The following is a 15294-nucleotide window of genomic DNA, read 5'->3' on the forward strand; positions in this document are numbered from 1 at the left end:
CGTTCAAGGTTCGCGGCATGGAGTGCGACGTACGGCGTGTCGTGGTCAGTCATCGCAACTCCTGCTGGTGAAGGCCAAGGGTCGACGCTGCAGCGAGGTCCGTTATCGGCGGCGGCCCAGCCCTGCCGCGCCGTCCCGGCTCCGGCTCGCATGGCGTGGTAGAGGAGCCGTTCGCTGTCGATGTTCGCCGTCGACGGGGAGCGGTGGCCGCGACGATCTGCAAGACGTGGGTCAGATTCGCGGCACCGGCAGCCGGCATGAGCTCGTCGAGATACTCCGCATCCGCCGTAGCGGACAGGTTGGGTGCTACGGCGGATGCGGCGGCGATTGGGCAGGGTGTCGGCGGTAATGATGAGTCGGGCGCGGAACGGATGGGTGCTGCTGGCGGGCGTGCGGGTAGCGCCCACGGGGGCCGTCGCAGGACGACGAGGCCGACCGGGTCAGCGATCGTATCGAGGTTGGCGACCGCGCTTCGATCGGTGCTGCGGAAGTACGAGCTGCACGTACGCGCGGTGGTGTGTTCCAGCTGTGGGTCGCTGTCGAAGCCGACGACCGCGTCACCCTGCCGGGCGTACACGAGGATGAGTCGCTGCGCCAACCGCGACGCGAGCTGGCTGCCGGTGGTGGCGAACGCGGTGTCGTCACGTCTTTCGGGCCGCCGGACAGCGATCGGGACGTCGCCACCGACGAGAATGCCGTTGTCGTGCTGTCGTGCGATGTTGTGCGACGGGTTCGGACAGGCCACGCCGTTCGGCGTTGAGTGGGGCTCTGCAGTCATGTGCGGGTGGCTCCCGCCTGACTGGCCGTGTCCGCATCTACGAATGGCCTTGCCGGCCCGGCAAAGAGCACCTGCTCACGTGGCCGCTGACCCAACAGCGCCCAACACCGCCCAACAGCGCGGGTTTGTTGCGGCGCCGCCCTGCCCACCCAACGGGTTCCGCCGACGCCCAACAGCCAGGCGGCGTCGCCCAGCGCCGCAGGCTGTTGGCCAGCAGGATTCGCTGTTAGTCAACGGCGGAAGCCGCCGCGCCGTTGACTAGCCAATGGGCAACACTGAGCAGCCAGACAGCGAGGCCACGGAGCAACGTGGAGCCGGCCCGTCGCGCGGCCCGTAGAGCCCGTGACACAGGCCCCGGTACTCAACTCATCCGCACCGGCCCGACCGGTCCGACTGCGCCCGTCGCGCCGTGGAACCATCCTGACCTGGTACTGGCACGGGCGGTCGCAGCCGAGGTCCTCGACACTGACGAGGCGAACCTCATCGCCACCACGCGGCTGGAAGGCGCCACCCTCGCCTCGCGCGACGCCTTGGTATCACCGCCAGCATGGCCTCGTCGTGGCGGCTGAGGGCCGACCGGAGGCCGCTGGAATCAATTCGCGAGGGCGACCTAACGTTCATGTCGTTGCGACGTCGCCAGCACCGCCGCAGCGGTGGCGCGATCCGGCAGCGAGTCGCCGCGACTCAGCAACGCGTCGCCGCTGACCAACGACGGGTGGCGGCAGCCCAGTAGCGCATGACCGCCACACCGAAGCGCGGCGCTCTTGCCACGGCACGACTCAACAGTTGGCCGCAGCGACCCAACAGGGGACAGCCGCGACCCAACAGCGAGTCGCCGCCGCAGATGCGACCCAACAGGAGCCCAACACCGACCCAACAGCGACACGCTGTTGGGTCGCTGTTGGGTCCCGGGCGACGGCGGACATCGTGTTGGCCACCCAACAGCGGGTCTTTGTGGGCAAGACATCGGACCGACGAGCGACCACTGTCGGCGCCCCGGAGGTGGGCGGCGCCGGTTGTGGGTGTTCCTGTTCGCACCTCGCACGCCAACGCTGGAAGAAGCGGCGCGCCTGGGGACCTGCGCCGGATCCTGATGGCACACCTCGACCCGATGTTGAGCTCCGCACGCGGGACGGAAGTATTCGCCATGCTCCGCAGCGCCTGCCGCTTCCTCATCACCGCAGTCACGGTCCTGGCGACCGTGACCGACTCGGCCCGGCGTACGCGGCCGAGCCACAGATCCTGGTCGCGGAACCGCTGCCCGTTATCTTCAGCAAACGTCACGAGCCAAATCGTCGGGCTGCTGGTCGGAGTCGCCTTGTCCCTGACCATCGGTGGCCTGCGTCGCCTGGTATGCGCCTGATGCACCGGACCGAGATTGAGAAGTCCAACTTGGCGCTCAAGAACGCGCTGCTCGGCTGTGCTCTGGCGATCCTCGCGCCGATCCTGCACAGTCGTGCAAGGCTGATTCGGGGTCAGGTAACGGGTGACTGCTGCGCCGATCAACTCACCGGTCCCATTCCGCGGTGGCCCGCATCAACGCGCCCCGGCTCGGTGCGGCGAGAACCGGTCGGCGATCGCCCCGCTCGTCGGCGTAGCCGACTCGCCGCCTTGACAGACGGTTCGAAATCGAGTGATCCAACAGGCAAACAACAGAACCCTGCGTAACCCAACAGGCTGTCGGCGACGCCGGAAAGCGGACCCTGTGGCGGCGTCTGAAATTGGACCCCTTGCCCGTGTTTGACCTTACTCAGTTGTCGGTCTTGGTGGCCGCTGGGACGCGGCCGAGGTCGCGGTCTTTGAGTCGGTAGCTGTCTCCCTTCATGGAGATGACTTCGGCGTGGTGGACGAGGCGGTCGATCATCGCTGCGGCGACGACGTCGTCGCCGAAGACCTCGCCCCACCGGCCGAAGGGTTTGTTGCTGGTGACGATCAGGCTGGCGCGTTCGTAGCGGTTGGAGACGAGTTGGAAGAACAGGTTCGCGGCTTCGGCTTCGAACGGGATGTAGCCGACCTCGTCGACGATGAGCAGCGGGATCCGGCCGAGTTTGACCAGCTCGTCCTGGAGGCGGCCGGCGTGGTGGGCATCGGCGAGGCGGGATACCCACTGCGCGGCGGTGGCGAACGCAACGCGGTGTCCGGCCTGGCAGGCCCGGATCCCGAGGCCGATGGACAGGTGGGTTTTGCCGGTGCCGGGCGGGCCGAGGAACACCACGTTCTCCTTTGAGGCCACGAAGTCGAGGGTGCCCAGATGCGCGATCGTCTCCCGTTTGAGGGACCGTTGGTGGTCGAAGTCGAACTCCTCCAGGCTCTTGCGGGCCGGGAACCGGGCGGTCCGGATGCGGCCTTCGCCGCCGTGGGCTTCCCGGGCGGCGACCTCGCGTTGCAGGCAGGCGGCAAGGAACTCCTCGAACGTCCACGACTCCGTCCGGGCCCGTTCGGCGAGCCGTTCCACCGACGCGGCGAGGGAAGGTGCTTTCAACGCGCGGGTGAGGAACGCGATCTCGGAGGCGATGTTGCGGCTGCTGGTCTTGCCGGGCATCAGGCCACCTCCTCGACGTCGAGGCCGAAGACGTGGTCGTAGTCGGTCAGGGTCCGGTGTTGCACCTCGGCGACGACCGGGGCCGCGCAGGCCAGCCGGTGGGCTTGGCGCAGCTGCGCCGCCGCCGTGCGGTGCGTCGGATCCGTGATGGTCTGCCCAGCAGCCCAGCACCTGGCATGCGCAGCGACCTGACGTCCGTCGCAGGACACGGTGACCTGATCGGCGTCAGCGACGACGTCGACACGTCGGCCCACCACCGCCGGGTGCACCGAGTAGTCGTTGGCGTCCACCCGCACGTAATGATCTCGGGGTAGCCGCGTCGACAGGCACCACCCGGTCACCGGTGCCACCGGTGGCAGGGACACCATCCCCGCCCGATCAGCGTCGATCCGGTCAGCTGGTCGGCATCCCAGGGTGCGGTGCCGACGACCGTTCGCACGAACCAGCCACTGCATGAGCTGGCCGTTGAAGTCCGCTGGACCGGCGAACATCCGACCAGGCAGGAACGACGTCTCCAGGTAGCCGTTGGCCCGCTCGACCAGGCCCTTGGCCTCCGGATCCGCAGGCCGGCACTGCACCACCCGAATCCCGAGGGTGCCACGGAACCCGTTCATCGCATCGGTCAACTGCGGCCGCCCGCCGCGCCACTGCCCGACCGCAGACTCGTTATCCCACACCAACGCCCGAGGCGCCGCTCCCAACCCGGCCAGCAGCGCCCACTGGCCACTCAACAGATCCGGTGCCTGCCGCGACGGAATCATGACCGCCGACAGCCACCGCGAGTAGCCACACACCATCACCAACACCGGCGGACGACCGATCTGCCCCCACCCCAACGGCACGTCCGTCGGCGGGAACCACAGATCACACTGCGCCAACTCACCCGGCAAGTACTCCGTGCGCTGCGCCGGGTCCGGCGAAGTGAACAACGGCCGCAACAGACGAACCCGCTCCTTCAGCACGGTCAACGACCGAGTCCAGCCGACCCGTTCCGCGATCACCGTGGCCGGCATCGTCGGCCACTCCCGCAACAACGCCCTGACTTGCGGCTCCACCGCATCCACGATCGAGCCCTTCGCCGGCCGCTGATACCTCGGCGGCCCCTCAGCGGCCAACGCCCGCCGCACCGTGTTACGACCCACCCCGAGCTTGCGGACGATCGCCTTGATCGGCATCCCCTCAGCCCGATGAAGACGACGGATCTCCGCCCAGTCCTCCATGCTCAACACCCCTACGATCTTCAAACAGGGGTCCAGATTCACCCGTCGATCAGGGGTTCACTTTCGCGCGTCGCCGACACCCGGCGCATACTACGACCGGATCACGACGCTGACGATCTACTAGTTGCCGACCCAATCTGTTGGGTGGTCGGAGCGCACGGCGTGACTCGCTCCAACAAGCATAAGGCGCGCTCGACCACTGGTTGACACGTCCGAAGAGGGTCACGCCGTCGCCACGGGTTCCGCTGCCCGGCCCGGACGTCCTGCCGGCCCGAAGACCGGTGTAATTGCTCGGGCCCGGCGGCGACACCGCGTGCGACCCGGGGCGACCTCGGTGGGCTCGGCTCCGCCGGTCTGTCGAGGTCGCCTGTCGCCGGATCAGGTGGTCGGGTTGTGGGCAGCCCGTGCTGACGCAGCACGCGACACGAGCGTGTCGTAGGCCGGTCGAGCTCGGCCGCGACGAAGCCGACGCGGCCTTCAAGATCTCATTCGCCCGGCGCAGCTCGGCGTTCTCCCGCCGCAGCCGCTTCAGCTCCGCCGGCGCCCGGATGGTTACGGTCGCCGATTCATACATCTTCCTGTCGGAGGACCAGCCCTCCGAACTGGCCCGGCTAATCGTGGAGTTCGCGACATGAGGAAGGTTGCGAACTCGGTATTCGCCGAGGAGTCACGCGGCAAGAGAGGGAGCGTCACCAGCGTTTGTTTCGCCACCTGAGCGATCGGTTCACGCCCCGCTGCGGCACAGGCAACGACCACAGGCCGTCGACCCATCCCGACCGTCGCCTCCGGTCGAGCGCCGAACCCACAACCGCCTCCTGAACAATCCACGTAAAAGCCCCGTTGGCTCCTGCCTGGTCATCAACGCGAGCATCACTTCGAAAGCCGTTCACCGGCCGGCGAACAGCCTCAACCCGTCCGTGGACACGTCGCCGAGACCTGGACCTACCACGCCTGCTCCTGCTGCCGGCCCCGACGCGCGCGAACGGCCGGGTTCGGTCCACAGACTCGGCCCTGAGTCGAACGGCCCGTACGGGGCCAGGCTCACCAGCGGCTCGCCGGACGTGGCGCTCACCTTCGACGACGGCCCGGACCCCCGCTACACGCCCAACATCCTCGCCTGGGCTTGACCCGATTCGACGGACAGGGTCGATAAGTTGATCACGCTACCTTGCCGAGCGGTCTGCCGGTATAGGCGGTGGCCTCGTAGGCAGCGGGGCTGAGGTAGCCGAGGGTGGAGTGCCGGCGTCGGGTGTTGTACCAGCCCTCGATCCAGTCGAAGATCGCCGTGCGGGCTGCGGCTCGGGTTGGCCATGTCCGCCGGTCGAGTAGCTCGGTCTTGATGGTGGCGAAGAACGATTCGGCGACGGCGTTGTCCCAGCACTGCCCCTTGCGTCCGACTGAGAGATGGACGTTGTGCCGCTTCGCGAGGTGGGCGTACTGGCCGCTCGTATATTGACAGCCGCGGTCGCTGTGGAAGATCACCGGCCCGGTCGGGCGTCGTGACGCGATGGCGTTGGACAGGGCTTGGGCGGGTAGGTCGGTGCGGAGATGGTCGGCGGTGGCCCAGCCGACGACCCGGCGGGTAGCCAGGTCGATGACGGTGGCAAGGTACAGCCAGCCCTCCCAGGTGTTGATGTACGTGATGTCGCCGCACCATCGGGTGTCGACGTCGGCAGGGCTGGTGGTGAAGTCCCGGCCGACCAGGTCCGGGCGCGGGATTGCCGCCGGGTCGGGCACGGTGGTGGTGCGCCACCGTTTCGGTGCCCGACCGCACAGACCCGCCGTGCGCATCAGCCGGGCGATCCGTTTGCGGGAGTGTCGCCGGCCCTGCGCGCGGAGTTCGGCGTGCACCCGTGGGGAGCCGTAGGTGCCGGCCGAAGCGTCATGCACGTCAGCGATCCGCTCGGCCAGCTCGGTGTCGACCCGCTGGCGGGGCGACAGGCCGGCGGCGCGGTGCTGGTAGTAGGCGGACCGGGAGACCTTCAACAGCTCACAGGCACGCTTCACGTTGCCCTGCCGCGCCTTCTCCGCCTCGATGAACGGGTAAACGTTCACCGGGTCTCCTTCGCGAAGAAAGCCGTGGCCCGCTTGAGAATGTCCACGTCCTCGCGCAGCCGACGGTTCTCCTGCCGCAACCGCGCCAGCTCTTCGCGCTCCGCGCTGGCCAGCCCGTCGGTACGTGTGCCGGCGTTGAGGTCGGCCTGTTTGACCCAGTCCCGGACCGCCGTCTCGGTCAGGTCGAAGTCCTTCGCGACCTGACCGACCGTACGGTCACCCCGCCGGCACACCTCGACGATCTCCGCCTTGAACTCCGGCGTGAACGCCCGACGCGGCCGGCGAGGCTTCTTCCCCATGCCTTCCATGATGAACATCCTCCCGAGGGCTCACAGCCCCCTGATCTCGGATGTCCGTCAAACCGGGTCAGGCCCACGCCCTGCTACGACGGCACCGAGTCAAGGCAACCTTCTGCCTGGTCGGAATCAACGTTAGAGCCCATCCGGAATTGGTCAGGGCGATCGCCGACGACGGTCACACCCTGTGCAACCACTCCTGGGCGCACGATGTACGTCTCGGCCGCCGTTCGCAGGTCACCATCGCGGCAGACCTCATGCGTACGAGCCGGGCGATCCGGGCCGCAGCCCCCACGGCCAAAGTCGAATACTTCCGGCAGCCGGGCGGCGCCTGGACCAGGAGGGTCGTCACCACCGCCCGCCGGCTCGGCATGACATCACTGCACTGGACGATCGACCCCCGGGACTGGACTCGACCTGGCAGCAGCGCCCTCATCCGAACGGTGACCGCCAAGGCACGTCACGGCGCGATCGTGCTACTCCACGACGGCGGCGGCAACCGAATGGACACAGTAAGAGCGCTGTCTCCGATGCTGTCCAAGCTCCGCCAGCAGTACTCGATGACCGCACTGCCCATTCAGGACACACCCAGCCGAGGCCTTGCCGAGGCAATCCGACGATAAACGGAGCATATGCCCTGACCATGGCGGTTTCCGCAACGGCGCTCCGGACGCGGTCGTCAACGCACTTCAGGGTAGGGGAGCTGCACGACATAACGGGTCGTAGCAGTGATGTGGGTGGATGTCTCGCCCCTGCGGATCGTTATGCGCCATCCCTCGGTGTGCGGGCGGTCTCGGCGGCAACTGTGCTAGCGGTGGGCCTGTGGACGACCGACCAGGACTGGTCCGCATCAGGTGGGCCCGGCGCTCATCTCGTTCGCCCTGGCTGGAGGCCTTCGTGGGGCCACCCGAGTGCCGCCACGAGCGGGCCCCGCCGGGGGATGCCGGCACGGACCGGTAAGGAATGTGGCGTCAGGCCACGCTGCCGCGGGAGTCGCCAGGACCGGTACCGGTGACGTCCGCCGGTCGTTGCTCGGGCGTGAGGAGGGACCGAGGCCCGTGACGGTGAGGACTCGGGCGACCACACTGGTGGCGCCGGTGACGCGTAGCCATCCGCCCGCGTCGACGCACAGGTTGCTTCCGCGGACGAACGCGCTCAGACCGGTGGAGTCGCAGAAGGACAGCTGCGACAGGTCCAGCACGATGTGCGGGTGGCCAGTTTCGAGTAGCTGATCGATCCGGTCGTTGAGCTGGGGGACGGTCGCGAGGTCCAGTTCGCCTTCAAGGAAGATCAGCGACGGATCCTCGCCGCTCGTTGCGGTGGTGAACGCCATGGGCTTGGTTTTCCTCTCGGATTCCTGCCCATGGAGCACGGCACGCGCCCCGTCTGACCAACTCGCCGGTGGGTAATGATCCGTGACGTCGCTGCTCCACGCCCGGAACCACGGGGTCAGTTTTCAGGCGGAGCCGACACGCTGATGCACTGCCGATCGCACGTGGTGGGTCGCCAGCGGGCAGGTAGCCCTCGCCCGCCACGGACGGGCCCGAGCCGTGTGAGACAGGGCCGTTGGCGAGACAGACCCTGGGAAGGGCCGGCTCAGGAGGCAGGCGTGTTCCGGCATGGCTTCGTACCTTTGGTGCCAACAGTGTGGATAGGCGCACGCTGGGCGATTGCCGGCGGATGTGCGAGACCCGGTCAGGGTTTTGTGGTCGCGCGTTCCTGATACTCGCGTGGCGAGATGCCGTGGAAGCGGGAGAAGGCGGCACTGAACGTCGGCAGGTGGGCGTAGCCGACGCGGCGGGCCACAGCCACCGGCTTGGCGTCACCGGCGAGCAGGTCGCGGGCGATGCGCATGCGGGCGGCATAGCACCAGCGGACGAAGCTCATCCCGGTCTGTTCGCGGAAGGCCCGGTGGATGTCGGCGGGCACGTCGAGCCCTGACCAGCCGGAAGTGCCGATGCGGCGCAAGTACTCCATGGCCGCTCCCCGTGCCTGGGGGTCGGTCGGCATCGGCACCGACAATGCTCGTTGCGCGGCGACCTGGTCGGCGAACAGGTCGAGAATGTGACTGGGGTCGTAGTTGTCTGGGCGCACTGGGGTGCGGGCACTGATAGAGCAGAACATCAGGTAGTCGTCCCAGGCGGGTGAGAACTGAGCCTGCAGCGGCTCTGTCAGTTGTAGGTCGCGGGTGCTGGCGTTCCCGAGCGGCAGGGAGATCGAGTTCTCGCGAACACCCATGGTGTGCTCCATGCCGGCCGGGATCCAGATCGCGCCGCCCCTGCCCCATTCGTATCGACGATCGGCGAGGTCGAGGTATCCGCTGCCGCGGTACGCCCAGCAGAGCACATGGGAATCGTTGGTGTGCGAGGTCGTGCGAGTCGCTGGGAGCAACTCGGGCGCGGCGGGCGAGGTGCGGCCTTCCCGTACCATCTTGACGAGGTCATCGGCCTGACGCGCGACGGTTGCGCGCTGCGAGAGGTCACCGACGGCTCGGCGCGCGGAGGGCGTCCGGCGGAAGTCGTAGGGAGTCGACCCGAACCGCTGCCTGAACGCGCGGGTGAATCCGTTGTTGCTGGCGAAGCCTACCCGGGCGGCCACCTGGTCGACGGCGAACCCGGCGGAGAGGAACTCGACAGCCGCGCTCAATCGGCATTGCAGCCGCCACTGCTCGAAGGTCAGCCCGGTGTCGGCGAGGAAGTCGCGGCGCAGGGTGCGCGGGCTGGACAGTGCCCGGGCCGACCATTCGGTGAGCGTGAGGTCGAGCGCGGGGTTCCGAAGCAGTTCGTCGGCCACTGCTCGGGCGCCGCCGGCTTTCGGCATGACCGGCGGATCGACCGTGCGCGGCTCGGTGCCCCCGGCGAGCGTAGGCGGTCGTCGTCCGGAGTCGCGGAGCAGGTCGACGAGCGCGTCCTGGGAGTATCCGTGGCCGGTCAGCGGCGTGACCATGAGGTTGAAGTGCTGGATCAGCCACTCCTGCCAGCCATCCGGAACGACGAACCGCCTCGGCTCGGGTGGGGCTTCGGGCGCGATCCTTGGATGCGTCAACAGCGGGAAGGCGACGGTGTCCGGCTCAGTGATGATCGTCCAGGAGTTGCCTTCGGTCGCCGGGATCCAGACACCCTCGCCTGCGGCGAGACGGAACTCGGGATGGCCCTCCATCCGGACGCACGCCGAGCCCGCGCGGACCCAGAGCAGCAGGTGCTCGGTCTGATCCCATAAGCCGCTCGACCGCACCGGCGGAATGGGTGGCGGTCGACGTGTGCCCAGCTGAGGTAGATCCATACCCATCACGTCCTAACTTTATGGCAGCCTGCGCACACTGGTTTAGGTTAGGGTTACCTAACGATAACACTGATGCGGAAGGTGCCGTTCCTAACATGCCGAAGACCTCACGCCGTCTCACCGTGCGCCCCCTGACCCTGCGAGAGGTCGAGGTTGTCCGCGTGCAGGACGTGACGCCAGCGATGCGGCGGATCACGTTGGCCGGTGTGCAGCTCGGTGAGTTCACCTCGGCAAATGGCCTTCCCCAGGCTGCGTTCGACTCGACGGGCTTCGACGATGACATCCGTCTGGTGTTCTGCTACCCCGGCCAGGCCGAGCCCGTGCTGCCGGTGCAGAAGGAGAAAGGGCTGGACCTGCCGAGAGATCCGCGGCCACTGTCGAGGATCTACACCGTGCGTCGCTGGAATCCCGAGAACGGCGAGCTGGACGTCGACTTCGTCAAGCACGGCATCGGCGTGGGCACCACCTGGGCGTACCGTGCACAGGTCGGCGACCGCATCCACTTTTTCGGCCCGAGCGCGTCTCGTAGCCTCCCGCACGACGCGGACTGGCTCCTGGTCGCCGGAGACGACACGACGATCCCCGCGATCGCCCGCCTGCTCGAAGAACTGCCCGAGGCAACGAGGGCGCGGGTGTTCATCGAGATCGCCGACAACGAACACCGCCAGGAGCTGCGTGAGCTGCCCGGCGTCGAGGTGACCTGGCTCGTGCGCGCAGGCGCCGAGGCCGGAACGACCACCCTGCTGTTGGACGCGGTCAGGAACTGCGGCTGGTGGGACGGTAGGCCGTTCGTGTGGCTCGCCGGCGAACAGCGGTCTGTGCGGGACATCCGTCGGCACCTGGTCGAGGACCGGAAAGTGGCCAAACAGGACATCGAGTTCGTCGGGTACTGGCGTCGCGGCGCGGTCGTCGCCCTGGAAAACGACGCGGCGGTGCCCGATCCCGAGAAGACGAAGACCCCGTTCGAGAAGCTCCACGATCTGGCCGAGCTGATCGCTCCGATCGCCATCCGCACCGCCGTCGAGCTCGACGTCTCCGAGCTGATCTCCCGCGGCGCGACCGGCGTCCAGGACCTGGCCGCCAAGGTGGATGCCGACGAGCGGGCGCTGGGCAAGCTGTTGCGCTACCTGCACGCCCTGGACATCCTGACCGAGACCGAACCGGGCCACTACGCTCTGACGCCCGTAGGTGAGGTCCTGACCCTCGACTTCATGGTCGACTTCCTCCACCCCGCTGGCGCGGCGGGCCGCGAAATGCTCGGCATCTACGGCCTCACCGAGTCGATTCGCACCGGTCGGCCGTCGTACGCCTCGGTCACGGGCCAACCCTTCACCGAGGTACGGGCCGAGCAGGACTACGAAGACCGCTACCTGGAGCGCCTGGCGAAGTTCCAGGCCACGCTCGCCGAGCCGATCGCCAGGTCCGAACTGCTCACCGGAGTCCGGCACCTGGTGCTCCATTCCGGCGGCGCCGGCGCCCAGGTACGCGAGTTCGTCGCCGCCCACGAGGACCTTCGCGTGACGATCTGCGCGTTGCCCGCACAGGCGGACTGGCTGCGCCGGGACCTGCCCGACACCATCCCCGACGAGCAGCAGCGCACGCGGGTCAGCGTGGTCGAGCAGTCGGTCTTCGAACCGAGCCCGTCAGCCGACGCCGTGTTCATCATCCGCGCCTTCAAGAACCTGCCCGACGCCGATGCCGCCCATGCCCTGCGCCGCGCAGCCCAGAACCTCCTCCCTGGCGGCCGGGTGCTGCTGGTCGAGGACCTCCTGGACACCGACGACCTCGACGAACACGACGGTGAAGCAGACCTGCTCGCCCTCACCGTGCACGGGTCCGGCCTACGCACCGCAGCCGAACTCGACGCCGTCATCGCGCGGGCCGGTTTGGTCCGCGCCGCGCAGCACACCGTCGGCTGGGGCACCACCGTCCACGAACTGACACAACGATGAAGAGAAAGAGCACAACCATGACCATGACACCCCTGCGACGACGGGGTACGACCCTGGCCGCCGCCCTGCTGAGTGCCACGCTCGTCCTTTCCGGATGCGGCAACAACGGCAACAACGGCGAAGACGCCGGCGACTCGCCCGCGAAGACACGCACCGTCAAAGCCGACAACGGCAGTGTCGACGTTCCCACCGACCCGCAGCAGGTTGTCACGATCGGCAACACGATTCTTCCGTTCATCGACATGGGCGGCAGGCCGGTGGGCGTCACCGAGGTGTCCGCCGCCGAACTCGGCCTGCTTCCCGCAGAACAGAAGGCCACGTTCGAAGCCGCCACGAATCTCGGCTCCAGCGGCGACCAGGTCGACATGGAGAAGCTCGCCAGCCTGAAGCCGGACCTCATCCTGGCCCAGCTCCCCGACAGCGAGTTCGAGCAGATCGAGAAGCAGCTGACAACGATCGCCCCGACGGTCTTCTGGGGGCTCGACGTCGAGTGGAAGGCCTTCGCCGGCGCTCTGTCCGAGGCCGGCAACGTCACGGATGGGCTCGGTGAACAGAAGGCGAAGTTCGAGAAGAAGGTCGCCGAGATCAAGCAGGCTTACGGCAAAATCATCGACGACACCTCGTTCGTCAATGTCAACCGCTGGGCGAGCTCCGATCCCGGGACCTTCTCCATCGCGGACTTCGGCTGCGTCGAAATCGCCCAGGACGACCTCGGCATGGATTTCCCCAAGGCGGCCGCGGGCGAAGACCCCTTGGGCTGGACGTCCTTGCCTTTCGAGCAGATCGCGGGACTGTCCAAGTACGACGTGATCACCTACCCAGTCGACGCCCAGGGTCGCCCGACCGAGCCCTTCGCGCCAGTGGTCGGGACCAACACCTGGAAGGCGCTGCCTGCCGTGAGCTCCGGTCGCGCACTCGGAGTCTTCTGCCCCGGCAACAACTCCTACGGGCCCGTCCTGCAATACCTGGACTCGCTGAGCACCGCTCTGGCGACCCTGCCCACCAAGGAGTGACAGCTCTCATCGCGCGCCACGACGGTCCTGGCCCCGCGACGGTGCCCGGACCGCGTCGGCGCATGCTCGGGCTGGCCGTCGCGCTCGCGGCCCTGCTGGCCCTGCTGGTGCTAAGCGTGATGATCGGGTCGACATCGATCGCGCCAGCAGAGGTGTGGGATGCGCTGTTCCACCCATCCGCTGACATCGACCAGTTCGCGATCCGTGACTACCGGCTGCCGCGCACCGTCGTCGGCCTCGTCGCGGGCGCTGCGCTCGGCGTGGCAGGAGCGTTGATCCAGGCGTTGACCCGCAACCCGCTGGCCGATCCGGGCATCCTCGGCGTCCACGCGGGCGCTTCCTTCGCGGTCACGATCGCCGTGGGTGTGCTCGGCGTCCGCGACGTTCAGGGATACATGTGGTTCGCCTTCGCGGGGGCGCTGATCGTCACGCTCATGGTGCTCACCCTCGGGTCGACCCGACGCGGCCGATCGCCGGTGGTGATGGTGCTCGCCGGGGTCTGCGTCGGCGCGGTGCTCGGGGGCGCCAGGGAGGCGCTCCAACAGACCAACCCGGATGCCTTCGACGCGATGCGATCCTGGAACGCCGGTTCGATCGTGGGTCGCCCACTCGACCTGGTGTGGCCGATCCTGCCGTTCTTCGCGGTCGCACTCCTCTTGGCCTTCGCGGTGTCAGGTTCACTCAACGCGATGGCTCTGGGCGACGCCCTGGCCGTCGCCCAGGGCGTCCGCCTGGCCCGCACCCGGATCCTCGCGATCGTCTCGATTACCCTGCTCGCCGGTGGCGCCACCGCGATTGCCGGACCCATCGGCTTCGTCGGACTCATGGTGCCGCACGTGGCTCGCTGGGTCGTCGGCCCGGACCAGCGCTGGATCTTCGCCTACAGCGTGCTGCTGGGCCCGATTTTGCTGCTGGCCTCCGACATCCTCGGGCGCGTCGTGATGTACCCGAGCGAGATCCCCGTGGGCATCGTGTCCGCCTTCGTCGGCGCCCCCGTTCTCGTCGCGCTGGTGCGGCGGAAGCGAGCGAGCGGACTATGAGCACAGGCGTCTCGTCCGCTCGCGCAACGGACCCCGCTGAGCAGGTGAACTTCGGCCGCCGGGTGCTGGTGCTGCGGCGACGGAGGATCGCGGTACGGCTCGAATGGCGCTCGGTCATCGTCTGCGTCGTGCTCGCGCTCGCGATCGCCTTCACGGCGGTGCTCGCGCTGATGACCGGCTCGTACGAGCTCGGACCCGGGCAGGTGGTCTCCGCGCTGACCGGCGGGGAGACGGGGCTGGTCCACGACATCGTGGTCGACTGGCGGCTGCCGCGGGTGGTCGCGGCGCTGGTGTTCGGCGCCGCGCTCGGCGTGTCCGGTGCGGTCTTTCAGTCGATGTTGCGCAACCCGCTCGCCGATCCCAGCATCATCGGGTTCTCCCAGGGCTCCTATACCGGAGCGCTGATCGTGATCCTGGTCGTCAACGGAACCTACTGGCAGCTGGTCGGCGGAGCACTGTTGGGCGGCATGGCCACCGCCCTCGCCGTGTACGTGCTCGCTTACCGGCGAGGGGTGCAGGGGTTCCGGCTGATCATCGTCGGCATCGGCGTCTCCGCCATGCTCGAGTCGCTGAATACCTGGCTGATCCTCAAGGCCGACCTGGAAGCCGCGATGTCCGCGGCCGCGTGGGGCGCCGGGACGCTCAACGGCGTGTCGTGGGATCGGGTGGTCATCGGCGGCGCCTGCATTGCTGTGCTCCTGCTGCTGGCGGTGGTGTTGAGCCGGCCGATGCGGCAGATGGAGCTGGGGGACGACGCCGCCGCCTCCCAAGGGGTGCGAGTCGCGCCCGCCCGCCTCGGCCTGATCGTGGTGGGCGTCGCACTCACCGCGACCGTCACCGCGGCATCCGGCCCGATCGTATTCATCTCCCTGGTAGCGCCGCAGATCGCCCGTCGGCTCGCCCGCACCGCCGGGATCACCCTCGCACCCGCCGCGTTGGTCGGCGCGCTGTTGTGCCTGGCGGCCGACTACATCGCCCAGCACATCGCACCCACCCCCCTGCCGGTGGGGATCATCACCGTCATGCTCGGCGGCGGCTACCTGGGCCGGCTGCTGTTCACCGAAGCCAGGAGACGCCTGTGAACCTGTCTGCCTCTACCACCAGGGACTACGACGT

13 protein-coding genes are annotated in these 15294 nt (G+C 68.1%); 6 read left to right on the forward strand and 7 right to left on the reverse strand.

Translation table 11 applies throughout. From position 1 onward, the window contains the following. Positions 1-49 precede the first annotated feature (49 nt). From ACN28A_RS33735 to istA, 3 genes are all read right to left on the reverse strand, one after another. On the reverse strand, positions 50-778 hold the full coding sequence (locus ACN28A_RS33735) for a hypothetical protein (protein WP_421402418.1): 729 nt from the start codon (positions 776-778) through the stop codon (positions 50-52). A 1750-nt stretch (positions 779-2528) separates the two neighbouring features. Beyond that, positions 2529-3320 (reverse strand): IS21-like element helper ATPase IstB, encoded by a 792-nt coding sequence (gene istB / locus ACN28A_RS33740; RefSeq protein WP_421402420.1) that lies wholly within the window; start codon positions 3318-3320, stop codon positions 2529-2531. Beyond that, on the reverse strand, positions 3320-4549 hold the full coding sequence (gene istA, locus ACN28A_RS33745) for an IS21 family transposase (protein ID WP_421404788.1): 1230 nt from the start codon (positions 4547-4549) through the stop codon (positions 3320-3322). The genes istB and istA overlap by 1 nt, the downstream gene beginning before the upstream one ends. 395 nt (positions 4550-4944) lie before the next feature. Between istA and ACN28A_RS33750 the strand changes: the two genes are divergently transcribed. After that, on the forward strand, positions 4945-5175 hold the full coding sequence (locus ACN28A_RS33750; protein WP_421404893.1) for a hypothetical protein: 231 nt from the start codon (positions 4945-4947) through the stop codon (positions 5173-5175). A 523-nt stretch (positions 5176-5698) separates the two neighbouring features. Here the strand turns inward: ACN28A_RS33750 and ACN28A_RS33755 are convergent. Further along, on the reverse strand, positions 5699-6595 hold the full coding sequence (locus tag ACN28A_RS33755; protein WP_421402422.1) for an IS3 family transposase: 897 nt from the start codon (positions 6593-6595) through the stop codon (positions 5699-5701). Then, entirely contained in the window at positions 6592-6894 is a 303-nt protein-coding gene (locus ACN28A_RS33760; RefSeq protein ID WP_421402424.1) for a transposase, read from the reverse strand. Before ACN28A_RS33760 ends, ACN28A_RS33755 begins: the two co-directional genes overlap by 4 nt. A 50-nt stretch (positions 6895-6944) precedes the next feature. Here ACN28A_RS33760 and ACN28A_RS33765 point away from each other — a divergent pair, with 50 nt between their 5' ends. Next, on the forward strand, positions 6945-7514 hold the full coding sequence (locus ACN28A_RS33765) for a polysaccharide deacetylase family protein (protein WP_421402426.1): 570 nt from the start codon (positions 6945-6947) through the stop codon (positions 7512-7514). Between the two features lie 227 nt (positions 7515-7741). Here ACN28A_RS33765 and ACN28A_RS33770 read toward each other — a convergent pair whose 3' ends face one another. Beyond that, positions 7742-8224 carry an STAS domain-containing protein gene (locus ACN28A_RS33770; protein ID WP_421402428.1) on the reverse strand — a complete coding sequence of 161 codons (483 nt, stop codon included), beginning with the start codon at positions 8222-8224 and terminating at the stop codon, positions 7742-7744. 362 nt (positions 8225-8586) lie between these two features. After that, a complete protein-coding gene (locus tag ACN28A_RS33775; protein WP_421404790.1) occupies positions 8587-10179 on the reverse strand; it encodes a helix-turn-helix domain-containing protein in 1593 nt (530 codons plus the stop codon). Positions 10180-10268: 89 nt separating this feature from the next. Between ACN28A_RS33775 and ACN28A_RS33780 the strand changes: the two genes are divergently transcribed. The 4 genes from ACN28A_RS33780 to ACN28A_RS33795 all read left to right on the forward strand — a co-directional run bounded on the left by ACN28A_RS33780 (position 10269) and on the right by ACN28A_RS33795 (position 15260). Continuing rightward, positions 10269-12125, forward strand: a complete 1857-nt coding sequence (locus tag ACN28A_RS33780) for an SIP domain-containing protein (RefSeq protein ID WP_421402429.1) — start codon at positions 10269-10271, stop codon at positions 12123-12125. 17 nt (positions 12126-12142) lie between these two features. Beyond that, positions 12143-13138 (forward strand): ABC transporter substrate-binding protein, encoded by a 996-nt coding sequence (locus tag ACN28A_RS33785; protein ID WP_421402431.1) that lies wholly within the window; start codon positions 12143-12145, stop codon positions 13136-13138. Between the two features lie 62 nt (positions 13139-13200). Continuing rightward, the gene (locus ACN28A_RS33790; RefSeq protein ID WP_421402433.1) at positions 13201-14178 is read left to right on the forward strand and encodes a FecCD family ABC transporter permease; all 978 of its coding nucleotides are present in this window, start codon (positions 13201-13203) and stop codon (positions 14176-14178) included. Then, positions 14175-15260: a FecCD family ABC transporter permease gene (locus ACN28A_RS33795; protein ID WP_421402434.1), complete on the forward strand. Its 1086-nt coding sequence runs from the start codon at positions 14175-14177 to the stop codon at positions 15258-15260. The genes ACN28A_RS33790 and ACN28A_RS33795 overlap by 4 nt, the downstream gene beginning before the upstream one ends. Positions 15261-15294 lie beyond the last annotated feature (34 nt).

It is taken from the genome of Plantactinospora sp. WMMB782, from assembly GCF_049179135.1.
Lineage (GTDB): Bacteria > Actinomycetota > Actinomycetes > Mycobacteriales > Micromonosporaceae > Plantactinospora.